Below are 13,730 nucleotides of genomic sequence, written 5' to 3'. Positions count from 1 at the left end.
TTGCGGGTTTGGTTTACACCGCTTCCAACGCATAGCCTGCCGAGCGGACGGTGCGGACAGGGTCAACCGCGCCTTCCAATTCGATCCCCTTGCGCAACCGGCGGATATGGACGTCCACGGTGCGCAATTCGATATCGCTGTCCGTGCCCCATACCGCATCCAGCAATTGCCCGCGTGAGAATACGCGGCCCGGGTGCTCCATGAAAAACTTGAGCAGGCGGAATTCGGTCGGCCCCAGCGCCAGGATCGTCCCCTTGCGCGTCACCTTATGCGCGGTGGCGTCCAGCGTCAGGTCGCCCACCGTGATCTGTTCACCCGCCAGCGCAGGGCGAATACGGCGCATGATGGCCGATACGCGCGCGATCAGTTCGCGGGGGCTGAATGGTTTGGTGATATAATCATCGGCCCCGGTTTCAAGGCCGCGGATCATGTCATCCTCGGCCCCGCGCGCCGTCAGCATGATGATCGGCACATGGGCCGTCGCCTTGTCGCGGCGCAACCGGCGGCAGACTTCGATCCCGCTGGTGCCCTCGATCATCCAGTCGAGCAGGACCAGATCGGGCGCTTCTTCGGCGGCCAGCAACAGCGCTTCATCGCCATCGGGCGTTGAAAGGACCGTATAGCCCTCCGCCTGAAAGCGGAATTCCAGCAGTTCCGCCAGCGCCGGATCATCTTCTACCAGCAAGAGCCGGGGTTGTTTCATGGTTGCCCCCTGATACCTTCTAAAAAGAGGTTAGTTTTCCGGACGTTCCAGCCGGTCGACCACATATTCAGCGGTGGCCGCGAAATAGACCTGTTCGGCAATATTGGTGGCGTGATCGCCGATCCGTTCGATATTGCGCGCAATGAATAACAAGTGCGCCGCAGAGGTGATGGTGGAGGGATTTTCCATCATGAAAGACACCATGTTGCGGAAAATGCTGTCATAAAAAGCATCCACCCGGGCGTCGCGTTCGATCACATCCACCGCCAGCGAGGGATCGCGCGCCGCAAAAGCGGTCAACACGTCATGCACCATTTCGCCCGCGATTTCGGCCATGGCCGGGATCAGTGTCTGCGTCTCGGAATTGAGCCTGCCTTCGATCCGTGACACCCGCTTGGCGATGTTTTTGGCATAGTCGCCAATGCGTTCCAGAATGCCCGCGATTTTGAGAGCCGCCAGCACTTCGCGCAAATCATCCGCGACCGGCGCGCGCAAGGCGATGATCTTGACGGCAAGGCGGTCCACCTCGGCCTCAAGCCGGTCGATCCGCTTGTCCCGCTCGATCACCTGTGCGGCCAGTTCCAGTGACCGTTTGGTAAGCGCTTCGACCGATTCCCCAATGGCCAGTTCGGCCAGACCGCCCATTTCGGCGATCAGACCACGCAGCGTGGTGATTTCTTCGTCAAAGGCTTTGACCGTATGTTCTGCCACTGGACGCTATTCCCTGTTCAAGCTGTGATGGATGCCTTGTCACATATGTGTAACAAGGTTGGAAGCTTTCGCTCGATCCATCGTGCCTTGAAAGCGCCATGCAGCGTTTTGGTGACAGGACTATGACAGGCTTGTGACTTTTTCCTGCGCTGGTGTCATCAAGGGCAAACGCACGGAAACCTTGGTGCCGACGCCCACCTTGCTGGTGATGTCCAGTTTGCCGCGATGGCGTTCGACGACATGTTTTACAATCGCAAGACCAAGGCCGGTGCCGCCCGCCGCGCGGCTGCGGCCCGGATCGGTGCGATAGAAACGGCGAGTGAGGTGGGGAAGGTGATCGGCCGAAATACCCGCCCCGCGATCGGTCACCAAAAGTTCGGCCATGCCGCGCGGCGCATGGGTCAGCGTAACGGTCACGGGTTGATCCGCGTCGCCATATTTCAACGCATTGTCGATCAGGTTGCGCAGCACTTGCTCGATCTGCTTGACGTCGCCGGCGACCTCGAACGGTTCATCGGGTTTGGCAAATTCAACACGAACCGGATTGCCCGGCGGCGGCGCAAATTCGCCTACGACACGCGCGGCAAGCGGCGCCAGATCGATCAAGGCCGTCGGCGCATCATGCTTTTCGGCCTCCAATTGCGACAGCGACATCAGATCGTTGAGCAATGCCTGCATCCGCTTGGCCTCGCGCAGGACGGTGCCGAGGAAACGCTGCATGACCGAACTGTCCATCGACCCGGCACTCTCGCTGATCGTTTCGACATAGCCGATGACCGAGGAGAGGGGCGTGCGCAATTCATGGCTGGCATTGGCGACGAAATCGGTGTGGGCGCGGCTGATGTCGGCCTCTGCGGTGCGGTCGCGCGCCTCGATCACCCACAGGCCAGGATAGACCGGGCGGCGCGTCAATTGCCACAGGCTGCCGCTGCGGGTCAGGCCGCGGATGCTGGCCGTTGCGCTTTCATCATCGGGGCTGTCCAAAAGGCGGATAGCATCGGGGTGACGAAGGGCGATGCGCGGGTCCTGTTCCAGAATATGATCGCCAAGGGCCGCACGGGCCGCGCTGTTGGCGTCGATGATCCGCGCCCGGTCGATCAGCAGCATGGGCGATCCGGTGCCCTCCAGCGCCGATGACAGCGCGCGGCGCACCATATGCCCCTGTTCCAGTTGCAATTGGCGGGCCGTCCCCTCGATTTCACGCGGGGCGTCGGGTTCGGCCTGATCGCTGCACCACCACCATACGGCCAGCAGCGAGAAGGTCCAGAATGCCCCCGTCAGGCACACCATCAACAGCCCCACCCCATCAAGGTAGAGCAACAAAAGCGTCAGCAATTCAAGAATTATGGCAGGCCAGGGAAGCTTGCTGTCGCGCATTGCTTGGATCGTCCATTCCTTGGCGCCTGCATCAGGCGAGGCGCTTTGTTCTGCGCATGGGGAAGACGTATGACAGTTTTATGAAACAGCCAAGCATTGACCACAAGAATGCATGTTAATTGGCGCCCCTCGGCATAGGCCTATTTCAACGACATAGGCCACGGGCGCTGGGCGGGGCGGGCCTTTTCATACCAGCGTGACGCGCGCATGACGCCCATGTCATCAAACCGCCGCCCGACAATCTGTAACCCGATGGGCAGACCATCCGACGTATAGCCGCAATTGATCGAGCTGGCGGGTTGTTCGGTCATGTTGAACGGCACGGTAAAGCCGATATGTTCAAACGGGCGCGCCGGATCATTGGTGGGCGAGGGCAATTCCGCCGCAAAGGCGGGCATGGGGGAAACGGGCGAGAGGATCAGGTCATAGTCATTATAGGCCCGTCCGCGTTCGCGCATTTTGATGATCTGATCAAATCCGGTATAGACCGACGCGCCATCATAGCCCGCCGCCGGTTCAACCCATTGGCGAATATATTCAAGGATCAGGCCATAGCGATCGGGCGGCAAATACCTTGTTTCCTCCCAAAAGCGCGTGCGCCAGAAACGGTCCAGACCGTCCAGCATGGCCGGGGTCATAAAGGGTTCGACGGGCTCGACAATTGCGCCGCCTTCTTCAAACAGATGCGCCGCCGCCTCAACGGCCTCGACAATCTCTGGCTCGGGGGCGGAACCGCAACCGGCATCCATCATCAAACCGATGCGCAGGCCCGCCACATCGGCGTTCAGATCAAGCCACGGCAAGTCCTGATAGGGAAGATCCATGTAATCACGCGGATCGGGGCGCGACAGCATGGTCATCATTAGCGCCGCGTCCGTCACTGTCCGGGTCATCGGCCCGGCAACCCGGCCAATATAGGGCGGGTCAATCGGAATGCGCCCGTTGCTGGGCTTTAACGCAAAAACCCCGCACCACCCCGCGGGCAGGCGCACCGACCCGCCAATGTCGGTTCCGACATGAAACGGACCGTAACCGGCCGCCGCCGCCGCGCCGGCGCCTGCGCTGGACCCGCCGGGGTTTTTAGAAATGTCCCATGGGTTGCGGGCCAGTTTGTGAAAGCTCGACAGGCCCGATGACAGCATGCCGTAATCGGGAACGGTGGTTTTGGAAAAAATCGCGCAACCGGCTTCTCGCAGGCGCGCGGCGGGTGGGGCGTCAACGCTTTGCGGGGTCATGTCACCGGCGGCGGTGCCCACCGGCTTTGGCGTGCCCCGCGTGGCGATCAATTCCTTGATCGTCGCCGGTATGCCGTCGAGAGGGCTGAACGCCACCCCATCCGTCCAACGTTGTTCGGACGCGCGGGCCGATTCCAGCGCCGCGACGGGATCAAAAGCATAGGTGGCGCATAGATGAGGTTCCAGCCTTTCGACACGGGCAATGACGTGGCGCATGACCTCCACCGGCGACAGGCTGCGCGCTGCAAAAGCCTTGGCCATTTGGGCGCCGGTCAGATCGGCCAGTGTCTCGTCCATGCACATGTCCTCGTTGGGCGGCGATGGGGCCGCATGTCATACTTGGCATTGGGGTTGGGGCCGCGCTTTACTTCATGACGGGCATCACAAAGGCATTGCCCGCGCTTTCACCCGCCGCTGGCCAGCGCTGCGTCACGGTCTTGACCCGCGTGAAGAAGCGGAAGCTTTCGGTGCCATATTGATTGTGGTCGCCAAAGGCCGAACGCTTCCACCCGCCAAAGCTGTGATAGGCCACCGGCACCGGGATCGGCACATTGATGCCCACCATGCCCACCTCGACCGCGCCGGCATAGGCGCGCGCCGCGCCGCCATCGCGGGTGAACAGCGCGACGCCATTGCCATAGGCATGGCGGCTGGCCAGTGCGGTGGCTTCCTCCAGCGTGTCGGCGCGCACGATCTGGAGGACGGGGCCGAAGATTTCGTCCTGATAACTGCGCATGGTGGGCGTAACATGGTCAAACAGGGTCGGCCCGACGAAATAGCCGCCTTCATAGCCCTGAAGCACGAAACCGCGCCCATCGACGACCAGTTCGGCGCCTTCCTCAACGCCCATGGTGATATAATCTTCTATGCGCTTTTTATGCTGGGCGGTGATGACGGGGCCGTAATTGGCCTGTGGGTCGGTGGAGATGCCCACCTGCAAACCGGCAATCGCATCGACCAGCTTGCCACGCAGGCGATCTGCGGTTTGCGCGCCCACCGGCACCACCACGGGCAAGGCCATGCAGCGTTCGCCCGCCGAACCAAAAGCCGCGCCAACGATGTCGGCCACGGCCTGATCCATATCGGCGTCGGGCATGACGATGCCATGGTTCTTGGCCCCGCCCATCGCCTGAACACGCTTTCCATTGGCGGTTCCGCGCGCATATATCGCCTGTGCCACATCGGATGAGCCGACAAAGCTGACCGCCTTGATCGCGCGGTGGTCCATGATCGCTTCGACGATGGTGCGGTCGCCATGGATGACGTTGAAAATACCGTCGGGCAATCCGGCTTCCCGCGCCAGTTCGGCAAGGCGGACGGGCACCGAGGGCGCGCGTTCGGAAGGTTTGAGGATAAAGGCATTGCCCGAAACAATCGCGGGCGCCGCCATCCACAGCGGGATCATCGCGGGAAAGTTGAAGGGCGTGATCCCGGCCACGATGCCCAAAGGCTGGCGCATGGAATAGACATCGATGCCGGGGCCTGCGCCTTGGGTATATTCGCCTTTCAGCAGATGGGGCGCGCCGCAGGCAAATTCGACCACGTCCAGCCCGCGCTGAATATCGCCCTTGGCGTCCTCAATCACTTTGCCATGTTCGCTCGACAGCAGGATGGCGAGTTCATCCATCTGTTCCTCGATCAAGGCCTTGAAGCGGAACATGACGCGGGCGCGGCGCTGCGGGTTGGCGGCGGCCCATGCGGGCTGTGCCGCCTGCGCCACGGCAATGGCCAGATCGAGTTCGACCTGCGTGGCCAATTGAACCTGCGCCTGCACCTCGCCGACATTGGGGTTGTACACGGGCGAGAGCGCATTGTCGGCGCCGCTAAGGGCCGAACCGTTGATGAAATGCAGGATCAGAGACATGGATTTCTTTGTGCCTTATGTCTGGATTGCATGATTGGCGGGCGAGGCAAATTGCTGCATGACCGATTGATGGCCGATCCTTGGCCAAAGGGTGGCGATGGTCGACATTATCGCCGCGTTGACACCCAGACCGATAAGGCCCGGATTGATCCCGCCCAGATCCACCTGTGCCAAACGGGCATAGAGGACAAAGGCATCGCCCGACAGAATGCCGATAATCACCGCCTTGGCCGGAACGCGGGGCAGCAGCATCGCCGCGACAAATCCTGGCAATGGCTGGACTATGCCGAAATAGAAAATGTTGTTGAGCGTGGCGATCAGCGGCACCGACATTTCCGCCGCGATCAGCGAGAACAGGATGAACAGCGCAATGATGATCCGCGACCAGCGCTGTTGCGCCTGACCATTCAAACCCGGCACGATGTTGCGCGCAAACAGGGGGCCAATGGCAAGGCACACGCTGCTGAGCACGACCAGACCGGACAGAACCACCGCCGCCATGACCACCCCCACCATCCAGCCCGGCAGCAGAGCCGTGGCCGTTGCCAGAAAGACATAATCGGGCACATGCGGCACGATCCCGCCCGCCTTGGCATAATAGGCCACGATCATCAGCAGCGGGAACATCAGCATATAGATGGGCGCGACAACCTGTGCCCGCTGGATGGCGCGCGGGGCGCGAGCGGAAAAGATGAAGGCCCAGTTCTGCGGGATCATCAAAAAGCCTGCCGCCTGCAACACGATGGTTGAAACGGCGAAAGTCATGTTGGCCGGGCTGGCCGGTTTCGGCGCGGGCAGGGGGGAGGATGGATGCACCGTTTCCCACATCATGATGGCCACGCCGCCTACCAGCACGATCGAGCCCATCATCAGCACGTCTTTCAAAACCGCGACAAAGGCCGATGCCCGCAAGCCCGCCAAGGCGACATAAGTAAAGGTCAAAAGCCCCGCCATGGCGGTCAACATCACCGTCGGCACGCCCGGCGCCAATCCGCCAAAGACCAGCCGCAGCCCCAGAAACTGGGTCGTGCCGATAGGGATCAGCAGGATGATGGCGCTGGCCGCAATCAGAACTTCGAGTGTCCGGCTGTCGAAATGAGAGCGGAAGAAGTCCGGTATCGTCGCGCTGGAATAAAGCGCGCCCGCCCGCCAGATCCATGGGCCTACGAAATAGATCGCCGGTCCCGCCATCAGGATATAGCCGAAGAACCACAGGACAAAGCTTTCCCCCCCGGCATAAACTCCGCCCGGAAAGCCCAGCATCGTGGCGATGGAATAAGTTTCGCCTACCGAGAGGAAGAAGAACAGGATGGGGCCGAACTGTCCCGATGCGGTGAAGAATTCGCGCGCATCGGGCCGGTCATGCCCGCGCCGAGACCATATGGCCAGAGCGAGGGAAAGCAGCATGATGGCGATAAACGCCGCGATCATGAACCGTCCCCAGAGCCATAGCGCCAGCACAGGGTCAGACACAGGCTGACCACCGGCGCGCATGCAAACAGGCACCATGTGGCCAAGGATATGCCCAGAAACCGCCCCGCATCCGCCGGAATGGCCAATCCGCAGGTGATGACCAGAACCAGCGGCAGGATCAGCCCGACCAACACCGTCCAACGCGGTTGCGGCGTGTCGGGCAGGTCGGTCGGTCTGTCTTCAGGAATTTCATGCATGGGTCTATTCCTGTTGATGGCAAATCCGGCTGGCGATGGTTACTTGGGTTTGAGCGAGGACCAGGTTTTCACATTCGATCCGGGCGGGGCAACGGCCTCATGCACGCCGCGTGCGATGGCGCGGGCCAATGTGTCGGCGGCAATGGTGCCGACCTTCAGCACGGCGATCTGGCGAGGCCCCTTGGGTTCGATGCGGCCAGTGGAAATGCCGAAAACCACATCCCCATCAAAGGGCGTATGCACCGGACGAATGGCGCGCGACATCCCATCCTGCGCCATGATGACCACGCGCTTCATTTCATCGGGCGTCAGCGCCAGATCGGTGGCGATACAGGCGATGGTCGTGTTCTCGCGCGCGGCTGGCGTCTTGGTATAGCCCCATTCTTCCGGCCCCACGCGCATGGGGGTGGGGGTCAGGCCGCCGAATTCATCGCCGATTTCAAAGGCGCCCGCCCAGAATTGTTGCGTGCCGGGGATGACGGTTGAACCCATCGAATTGACCGCGACAATCGCGCCCACCATGACGCCGTCGCTGGTAAGAGTAGAGGCCGAACCAAGCCCGCCTTTCAGCCCCCCCGACATCGCGCCATAACCGGCGCCCGATGTGCCAAGTTTGAATTGCGATCCCGCCGCCGCCAGTGCCTTTATGCCAAGGTTGCGATAGGGCGGCTCTGTGCCCCAATTCTTGTTCCCGCCATTGGCAAGGTCATAAAGGATGGCCGCAGGCACAATGGGGGAAACCGGAACGCCGGGACGCGCCATGCCGCCATAGCCAACACCCTTTGCGCCCAAATGCGCCGCCACCCCATCAGCCGCCGCTAGGCCCCATGACGACCCGCCCGACAGGACGATGGCATTGACCGCCGCAACCAGATTATGCGCATCCAGAGCATCCGTTTCCCGCGTTCCGGGGCCTCCGCCGCGCACATCCACCGCCGCCGTCGCCAATTTGTCGGGCAGGATGACCGTCGTGCCGGTCCGCACCGCCGGATCTTCGGCACAGCCCACCAGAATGCCCGGCACGTCGGTGATCAGATTGAACGGCCCCGTCTGGCTGCCGACATAGGGCACCCCGGCAGCGCGCGCGAAACCCCAAGGGGTCATCGAAAGACCGGCGAGATATCCCGCACCCGTTAACAGATGGCGACGATGCATGACGATCCTTTTGCTATTGGGATGCTAACTGAATCAATTGGGCCTTGGCGGTCAAACCCTGTTTGCGACCTCGCGCTCTTTGTGGTGGGGCAAGTAGAGAGCCAAGGGCGTTCACCGGCAAGCCTGTTTTTTGCAGTGCAACCAATATGAAATATTGAACACCACAAACGTCTGATGCACCATCTTATTCCGTAAGGCGACACGCAAAGCTCGGCCTTTAGGTGACGGAGATCGTGATGGACAATGAGGTTGGCATGCGCCTGCGTCTGGTGCGGGAGAAAAAAGGCTTGAGCCAGCGGATGCTGGCCAAAATGGCCGGGGTGCCCAGCAGCACGATCTCGCTGATTGAAAGCGGGGCCACCAATCCGTCGGTGGGGTCGCTCAAGCGGATATTGGGGGCGATCAACATGCCCTTGGGCGAGTTCTTCAACCTGGAGGCGGCGCAGCAGGAGCGCTTCTATTTCCGCAGCAGCGAATTGATCGAAATCGGCAAGGATGGTGTCAGCTATCGCCAGTTGGGCAGCATGGCCTCATCCTCGATCCAGATGTTGTATGAGGTTTATCAGAGCGGGGCGGAAAGCGGCCGCGTGATGTTGAGCCATGAGGGCGAAGAAGTGGGCATTGTCATTTCCGGCAAGCTGGAAGTGACGGTCGCAGGCGAAAAACAGGTGTTGGAGGCGGGGGACGGCTATCTCTTTGCCAGCACCAAGCCGCATCGTTTCCGCAATATCGGCAAGGAAAAATGCGTTGTCGTCAGCGCCTGTACCCCGCCAAGTTTTTGATGGATGCATGGTGGAAAGTGATTAATCCGCTCAGGATAATGAGCGCGCAATCGCTGGAATGCTTGGATCTTGTTGCATTGCATCGCTGCGGATTGCCACGCAAATAACAGTCTTGTGGGAATGGGGCCTGTGCCATCAATCTGTCATCGACAGTGGAATGGAGACCCCTTTTATCATGCATTCGCCCGACAATTTCTGGATGCCGTTTACGGATAACCGGGGCTTCAAGGCATCGCCCAAACTTTTCGCCTCGGCCAGCGGGTGTCATTATACCGATGTTGCCGGGCGCAGCATTCTGGACGGGACGGCAGGGCTTTGGTGCGTGAATGCGGGGCATGCGCGGCAACCTATCGTCGATGCGATCCAGAAGCAGGCCCAGGTGCTTGATTATGCGCCGACGTTTCAACTGGGACATCCGCTGGCCTTTGAATTGTCCACGCGATTGGCCGAAGTGTTTCCCGCGGAAATCGACACATTCTTTTATGCCAATTCCGGTTCGGAGGCGGTTGATTCGGCGCTGAAAATCGCCTTTGCCTATCATGCGGCGAAAGGGGAACCGGGGCGCACGCGCCTTGTCGGGCGGGAACGGGCCTATCACGGTGTGGGGTTCGGCGGGATTTCGGTGGGCGGATTGCCCAATAACCGCCGTGGTTTTCCGCTCTTGCCGGACGTCAGCCACATGCCCGCGACATTGGTCATCAACCGCACCGCCTTTTCCAAGGGACAGCCCGAATGGGGCGCGGAACTGGCCGAGGAATTGCTGGATATTATCGCCGAACATGGTGCGGAAACCATCGCGGCGGTGATTGTCGAGCCGCTGTCGGGGTCGGCTGGCGTGTTGGTGCCGCCGGTGGGCTATCTGGAGCGCCTTCGCGAAATCACCTGCGAACACGGCATTCTGTTGATCTTTGACGAGGTGATCACCGGTTTCGGGCGTCTGGGCGCGACGACGGCGGCGCAACGTTTGGGCGTCATTCCCGACATCATCACCACGGCCAAGGGCATTACCAATGGCACTGTTCCCATGGGCTGTGTCGGTGTGCGCCGCGAGATTTATGACACCGTGATCGCCCATGCGGCCAAGGGGATCGAATTCTTCCACGGCTATACCTATTCGGCGCATCCTTTGGCCTGTGCGGCCGCGCTGGCGACGTTGGACGTCTATGCACAGGATGATCTGTTTGGGCGGGCCTTGGCGATGGAGGCTGGTTTCGAGGCCGCCGTCCACAGTCTGGCCGATGCGCCCCATATTATCGACATCCGCAATCTGGGCATGGTGGCCGGGATCGAACTGGCCCCGCGTGAAAATGAACCGGGCGCGCGGGCCAAGGAATTGTTTGACGCCTGCTGGAATGCGGGCGTGCTTATCCGCGTAACGGGCGACATTGTCGCGCTTTCCCCACCCCTTATCATCACACAGGAGCAGATTGACGAGATCGTGCATGTGATCCGGCGAGAGTTGGCCGCGATCCGATGATGCGTAACGCCGGATCGCCGGCGCAATAGAAACAAGATCAGTAAATCGCAGGGCAAAGACAGAGGGCGGCCCAAGCCGCCCCAACCCAAATCGGGGAATACGGGACAACAGAGGGTGCCTCCTTTGGCCGATCCTGTCGTGCAATTTCGCATGGCGGCAATTCGACGAGGAGCCAAGATGAAGCGTTTACTGACCAGCGCAGCCATCTGCGCCATCATCGGGGGCTATGGCGCTCCCCTGTTTGCAGCGGAGGCCGGTGCCGAAAAGGGGCCGGAATCCGAAATCGTCGTGACCGTTCAACGCCGCGCCCAATCGGCACAGGACGTGGGCATCGCGCTGAGCGTGGTGAACGCCGACATGTTGAAAGAGCGCGGGATCACCAACGTCAATCAGTTACAGGACGCCACGCCCAGCCTACAGGTCGAACCGGCCTTTGGCGGAGGCGCTCCGCAATTCCGCCTGCGCGGGGTGGGTTTTCAGGATTACGCGTCGAACAATTCGCCCACCGTCGGCGTCTATGTGAACGAAGTGGCCTATCCGGTGCCGATCATGACCCAGGGCCTGATCTTTGACGTCAGCCGGGTCGAGGTGCTGCGCGGGCCGCAGGGGACGCTTTACGGCCGCAACACAACCGGAGGCGCGATCAATTTCATCACCAACCGCCCGACCAGCGAGTTTCATGCCGGAGGCACGATGGAATATGGCCGCTTTGGCGCCTTTAACGGCGAGGCCTTTGTTTCGGGCGCGATCACCGAGGGCGTAAACCTGCGCGTGGCGGGCGCGACGCAGCAGGGCGGGGCCTATCAATATAACCGCAGCACGGGCGCGCCCTTGGGCGACGCCAACCGCTGGGGCGGTCGCGCTTTGCTCTCCGTCGCGCCGACCGGCGGCAAGTTTACCGCCTTGATCGATTTCCATTATGGGCGCGATAAATCGGAGGCGACGGGACTCTATCTGCTCAATCCGTTGCGAACGGCCGGGGGCACGGGGGTGACCATCCCGGCCGACACGGATCGTTTTGCCACGGGTTGGGGCTTGTCACCGCAATTGATCGCGGACGCCGGGCTGACCAAAAATTCCAAGCCCGGCGTCAATAACCGGACATGGGGCGCATCGGCCAATCTGGCCTATGATTTTGGCCCGGCCACCTTAACCAGCATCACCTCCTATGACTGGCTGGACCGTCGCCAGTTTGGCGATTGGGACTCCTCCTCCTCGATCGAGGCCGACACGTTTTTCGGGTCCAAGGTCAAGGTCTTTGCCCAGGAACTGCGTCTGAGCAATTCCAAGCCGGGGCGCCTGACATGGGTGGCGGGGGTCTATTACGCCAAGCAAAATCTGAACGAGCGCTACTATTCCGACTTCATCAACATCTACGGCACCTATGCCCGCGTGAATTATGCGCAAGAGGTCGAATCGATCAGCACCTTTGGTCAGGCCGAATATGCGATCACGCCCAAGCTGAAGGCGACGGTAGGCCTGCGCTATGAATATGAAAAACGCTCGCTTCAGGGCTTCGGCAGCGCCTTTGGCGGGGCGCAGGCCCTACGCCCGACCAGTGTGGATACCAGCATGAGCCCTGTGACCGGCAAGATCGCCCTGCAATATCAACCCAGCCGCGCATTGATGGTCTATGCCTCGGCCAGCAGGGGCACAAAGTCGGGCGGCTTCACCACCTATAACACCGGCAATTCCAGCGGTATTCAGCCCTTTGCCCCGGAAAAGATCAACGCCTATGAAGTGGGCTTCAAGAGCAATCCTCTCAGCTTCCTTCAGGTCAACGGGTCTTTCTATTATTACGACTATCGCGATCAACAGGTGCTCTCGGCGGTTTGGGGCGCCAATGGTCCGGTGGGCCGATTCACCAATGCCGACAAATCCCGCGTGCTGGGCGGCGAATTGGAAATGACGCTGCAACCGGTCAAAGGGCTGATGATCAGCCAATATCTTGGCTACAGTTCGGGGCGTTATCTCAGCTTCAGCGATCTGAACGTGGCGGCATCGCGCGCGGCGGGGGCGGCGGTCTATTCCGACCGGTCGCATACCAGCATTCCGTTTCCCAAATGGTCATGGGGCGCGGCGATCAGCTATGCCAAGCCGGTTGGCGATTTCGTGGTGACGCCATCGGCCACCTTTACCTATCGCTCGAAATATCCGTCATGGCTGGGCAGGACCTATGACATTGGCGCCTATTTTGTCACCAATGCCGAAGTGTCTTTGGCGCCTGCCGATGGAAAATGGACGCTCTCGATCTGGGGACGCAACATTTTCAACGAGAAATACGACCTGACGCGTAACTTCTTTACCAGCGCCGACATCGCGCAACCGGCGCGCCCGGTCAGCTATGGCGTCCGCTTTGGCCTGAAATATTGATGGATGACGCATTTTCGCATCCTCGGATCTTTACTGGTCCGGGGGTGCGGCATGTTGCGCAACATATGGGATGGAGGGCGCAGCCTTTGCTGCAAAATCAAGTGGTGACCCCTACGAGAATCGAACTCGTGTTTCAGCCGTGAAAGGGCCGCGTCCTAACCGCTAGACGAAGGGGCCATCCTTGAAGCCAAGGCAGGCTATATAATGGTGACCCCTACGAGAATCGAACTCGTGTTTCAGCCGTGAAAGGGCCGCGTCCTAACCGCTAGACGAAGGGGCCATCCTTGAAAGCCAAGGCAGGCTATATAATGGTGACCCCTACGAGAATCGAACTCGTGTTTCAGCCGTGAAAGGGCCGCGTCCTAACCGCTAGACGAAGGGGC

At 60.6% G+C, this 13,730-nt stretch carries 11 protein-coding genes and 2 tRNA genes; 3 read left to right on the top strand and 10 right to left on the bottom strand.

All coding sequences use genetic code 11. The features are described from left to right. Positions 1 to 13 precede the first annotated feature (13 nt). From phoB to ACZ9HU_RS06710, 8 genes are all read right to left on the bottom strand, one after another. Positions 14 to 703: a phosphate regulon transcriptional regulator PhoB gene (gene phoB, locus ACZ9HU_RS06745; protein ID WP_168605257.1), complete on the bottom strand. Its 690-nt coding sequence runs from the start codon at positions 701 to 703 to the stop codon at positions 14 to 16. Between the two features lie 30 nt (positions 704 to 733). Next, a complete protein-coding gene (phoU, locus tag ACZ9HU_RS06740; RefSeq protein ID WP_476103718.1) occupies positions 734 to 1,414 on the bottom strand; it encodes a phosphate signaling complex protein PhoU in 681 nt (226 codons plus the stop codon). A gap of 120 nt (positions 1,415 to 1,534) precedes the next feature. Continuing rightward, positions 1,535 to 2,791 (bottom strand): sensor histidine kinase, encoded by a 1,257-nt coding sequence (locus ACZ9HU_RS06735; RefSeq protein ID WP_476103716.1) that lies wholly within the window; start codon positions 2,789 to 2,791, stop codon positions 1,535 to 1,537. A 140-nt stretch (positions 2,792 to 2,931) separates the two neighbouring features. Continuing rightward, positions 2,932 to 4,323, bottom strand: coding sequence for an amidase (locus tag ACZ9HU_RS06730; RefSeq protein WP_476103714.1), 1,392 nt, complete (start codon positions 4,321 to 4,323; stop codon positions 2,932 to 2,934). Positions 4,324 to 4,390: 67 nt separating this feature from the next. Then, the gene (locus ACZ9HU_RS06725) at positions 4,391 to 5,890 is read right to left on the bottom strand and encodes a CoA-acylating methylmalonate-semialdehyde dehydrogenase (RefSeq protein WP_476103713.1); all 1,500 of its coding nucleotides are present in this window, start codon (positions 5,888 to 5,890) and stop codon (positions 4,391 to 4,393) included. Between the two features lie 15 nt (positions 5,891 to 5,905). Next, positions 5,906 to 7,321: a sodium:solute symporter family protein gene (locus tag ACZ9HU_RS06720; RefSeq protein ID WP_476103711.1), complete on the bottom strand. Its 1,416-nt coding sequence runs from the start codon at positions 7,319 to 7,321 to the stop codon at positions 5,906 to 5,908. Beyond that, positions 7,318 to 7,560, bottom strand: coding sequence for a hypothetical protein (locus tag ACZ9HU_RS06715; protein ID WP_476103709.1), 243 nt, complete (start codon positions 7,558 to 7,560; stop codon positions 7,318 to 7,320). Before ACZ9HU_RS06715 ends, ACZ9HU_RS06720 begins: the two co-directional genes overlap by 4 nt. A 39-nt stretch (positions 7,561 to 7,599) precedes the next feature. Then, entirely contained in the window at positions 7,600 to 8,715 is a 1,116-nt protein-coding gene (locus tag ACZ9HU_RS06710; RefSeq protein ID WP_476103707.1) for a P1 family peptidase, read from the bottom strand. Between the two features lie 236 nt (positions 8,716 to 8,951). Between ACZ9HU_RS06710 and ACZ9HU_RS06705 the strand changes: the two genes are divergently transcribed. The 3 genes from ACZ9HU_RS06705 to ACZ9HU_RS06695 all read left to right on the top strand — a co-directional run bounded on the left by ACZ9HU_RS06705 (position 8,952) and on the right by ACZ9HU_RS06695 (position 13,347). After that, positions 8,952 to 9,497 (top strand): cupin domain-containing protein, encoded by a 546-nt coding sequence (locus ACZ9HU_RS06705; protein WP_476103706.1) that lies wholly within the window; start codon positions 8,952 to 8,954, stop codon positions 9,495 to 9,497. Between the two features lie 175 nt (positions 9,498 to 9,672). Continuing rightward, positions 9,673 to 10,974, top strand: coding sequence for an omega-aminotransferase AptA (gene aptA, locus ACZ9HU_RS06700; RefSeq protein ID WP_476103704.1), 1,302 nt, complete (start codon positions 9,673 to 9,675; stop codon positions 10,972 to 10,974). A 177-nt stretch (positions 10,975 to 11,151) separates the two neighbouring features. Beyond that, complete coding sequence (locus tag ACZ9HU_RS06695) at positions 11,152 to 13,347, top strand: TonB-dependent receptor (RefSeq protein WP_476103702.1); 2,196 nt, start codon at positions 11,152 to 11,154, stop codon at positions 13,345 to 13,347. A gap of 102 nt (positions 13,348 to 13,449) precedes the next feature. Here ACZ9HU_RS06695 and ACZ9HU_RS06690 read toward each other — a convergent pair. Continuing rightward, positions 13,450 to 13,524: transfer RNA gene (locus tag ACZ9HU_RS06690), tRNA-Glu, on the bottom strand. Between the two features lie 28 nt (positions 13,525 to 13,552). Further along, positions 13,553 to 13,627, bottom strand: a tRNA-Glu gene (locus tag ACZ9HU_RS06685). Positions 13,628 to 13,730: the final 103 nt, after the last annotated feature.

This window comes from Novosphingobium sp. Sphag1I, from assembly GCF_056279125.1.
Note: the sequence above shows the minus strand (reverse complement) of the source record. Positions and strands in the feature narration are given on the sequence as shown.

Excerpts from the sequence above, each read along its gene's own strand:
- ACZ9HU_RS06725 (WP_476103713.1), bottom strand. The coding sequence starts at position 5,890 with ATGTCTCTGATCCTGCATTTCATCAACGGTTCGGCCCTTAGCGGCGCC.
- ACZ9HU_RS06695 (WP_476103702.1), top strand. The coding sequence starts at position 11,152 with ATGAAGCGTTTACTGACCAGCGCAGCCATCTGCGCCATCATCGGGGGC.
- ACZ9HU_RS06730 (WP_476103714.1), bottom strand. The coding sequence starts at position 4,323 with ATGGACGAGACACTGGCCGATCTGACCGGCGCCCAAATGGCCAAGGCT.
- ACZ9HU_RS06720 (WP_476103711.1), bottom strand. The coding sequence starts at position 7,321 with ATGATCGCGGCGTTTATCGCCATCATGCTGCTTTCCCTCGCTCTGGCC.
- ACZ9HU_RS06735 (WP_476103716.1), bottom strand. The coding sequence starts at position 2,791 with ATGCGCGACAGCAAGCTTCCCTGGCCTGCCATAATTCTTGAATTGCTG.
- ACZ9HU_RS06715 (WP_476103709.1), bottom strand. The coding sequence starts at position 7,560 with ATGCATGAAATTCCTGAAGACAGACCGACCGACCTGCCCGACACGCCG.
- aptA (WP_476103704.1), top strand. The coding sequence starts at position 9,673 with ATGCATTCGCCCGACAATTTCTGGATGCCGTTTACGGATAACCGGGGC.
- phoB (WP_168605257.1), bottom strand. The coding sequence starts at position 703 with ATGAAACAACCCCGGCTCTTGCTGGTAGAAGATGATCCGGCGCTGGCG.
- ACZ9HU_RS06710 (WP_476103707.1), bottom strand. The coding sequence starts at position 8,715 with ATGCATCGTCGCCATCTGTTAACGGGTGCGGGATATCTCGCCGGTCTT.
- ACZ9HU_RS06705 (WP_476103706.1), top strand. The coding sequence starts at position 8,952 with ATGGACAATGAGGTTGGCATGCGCCTGCGTCTGGTGCGGGAGAAAAAA.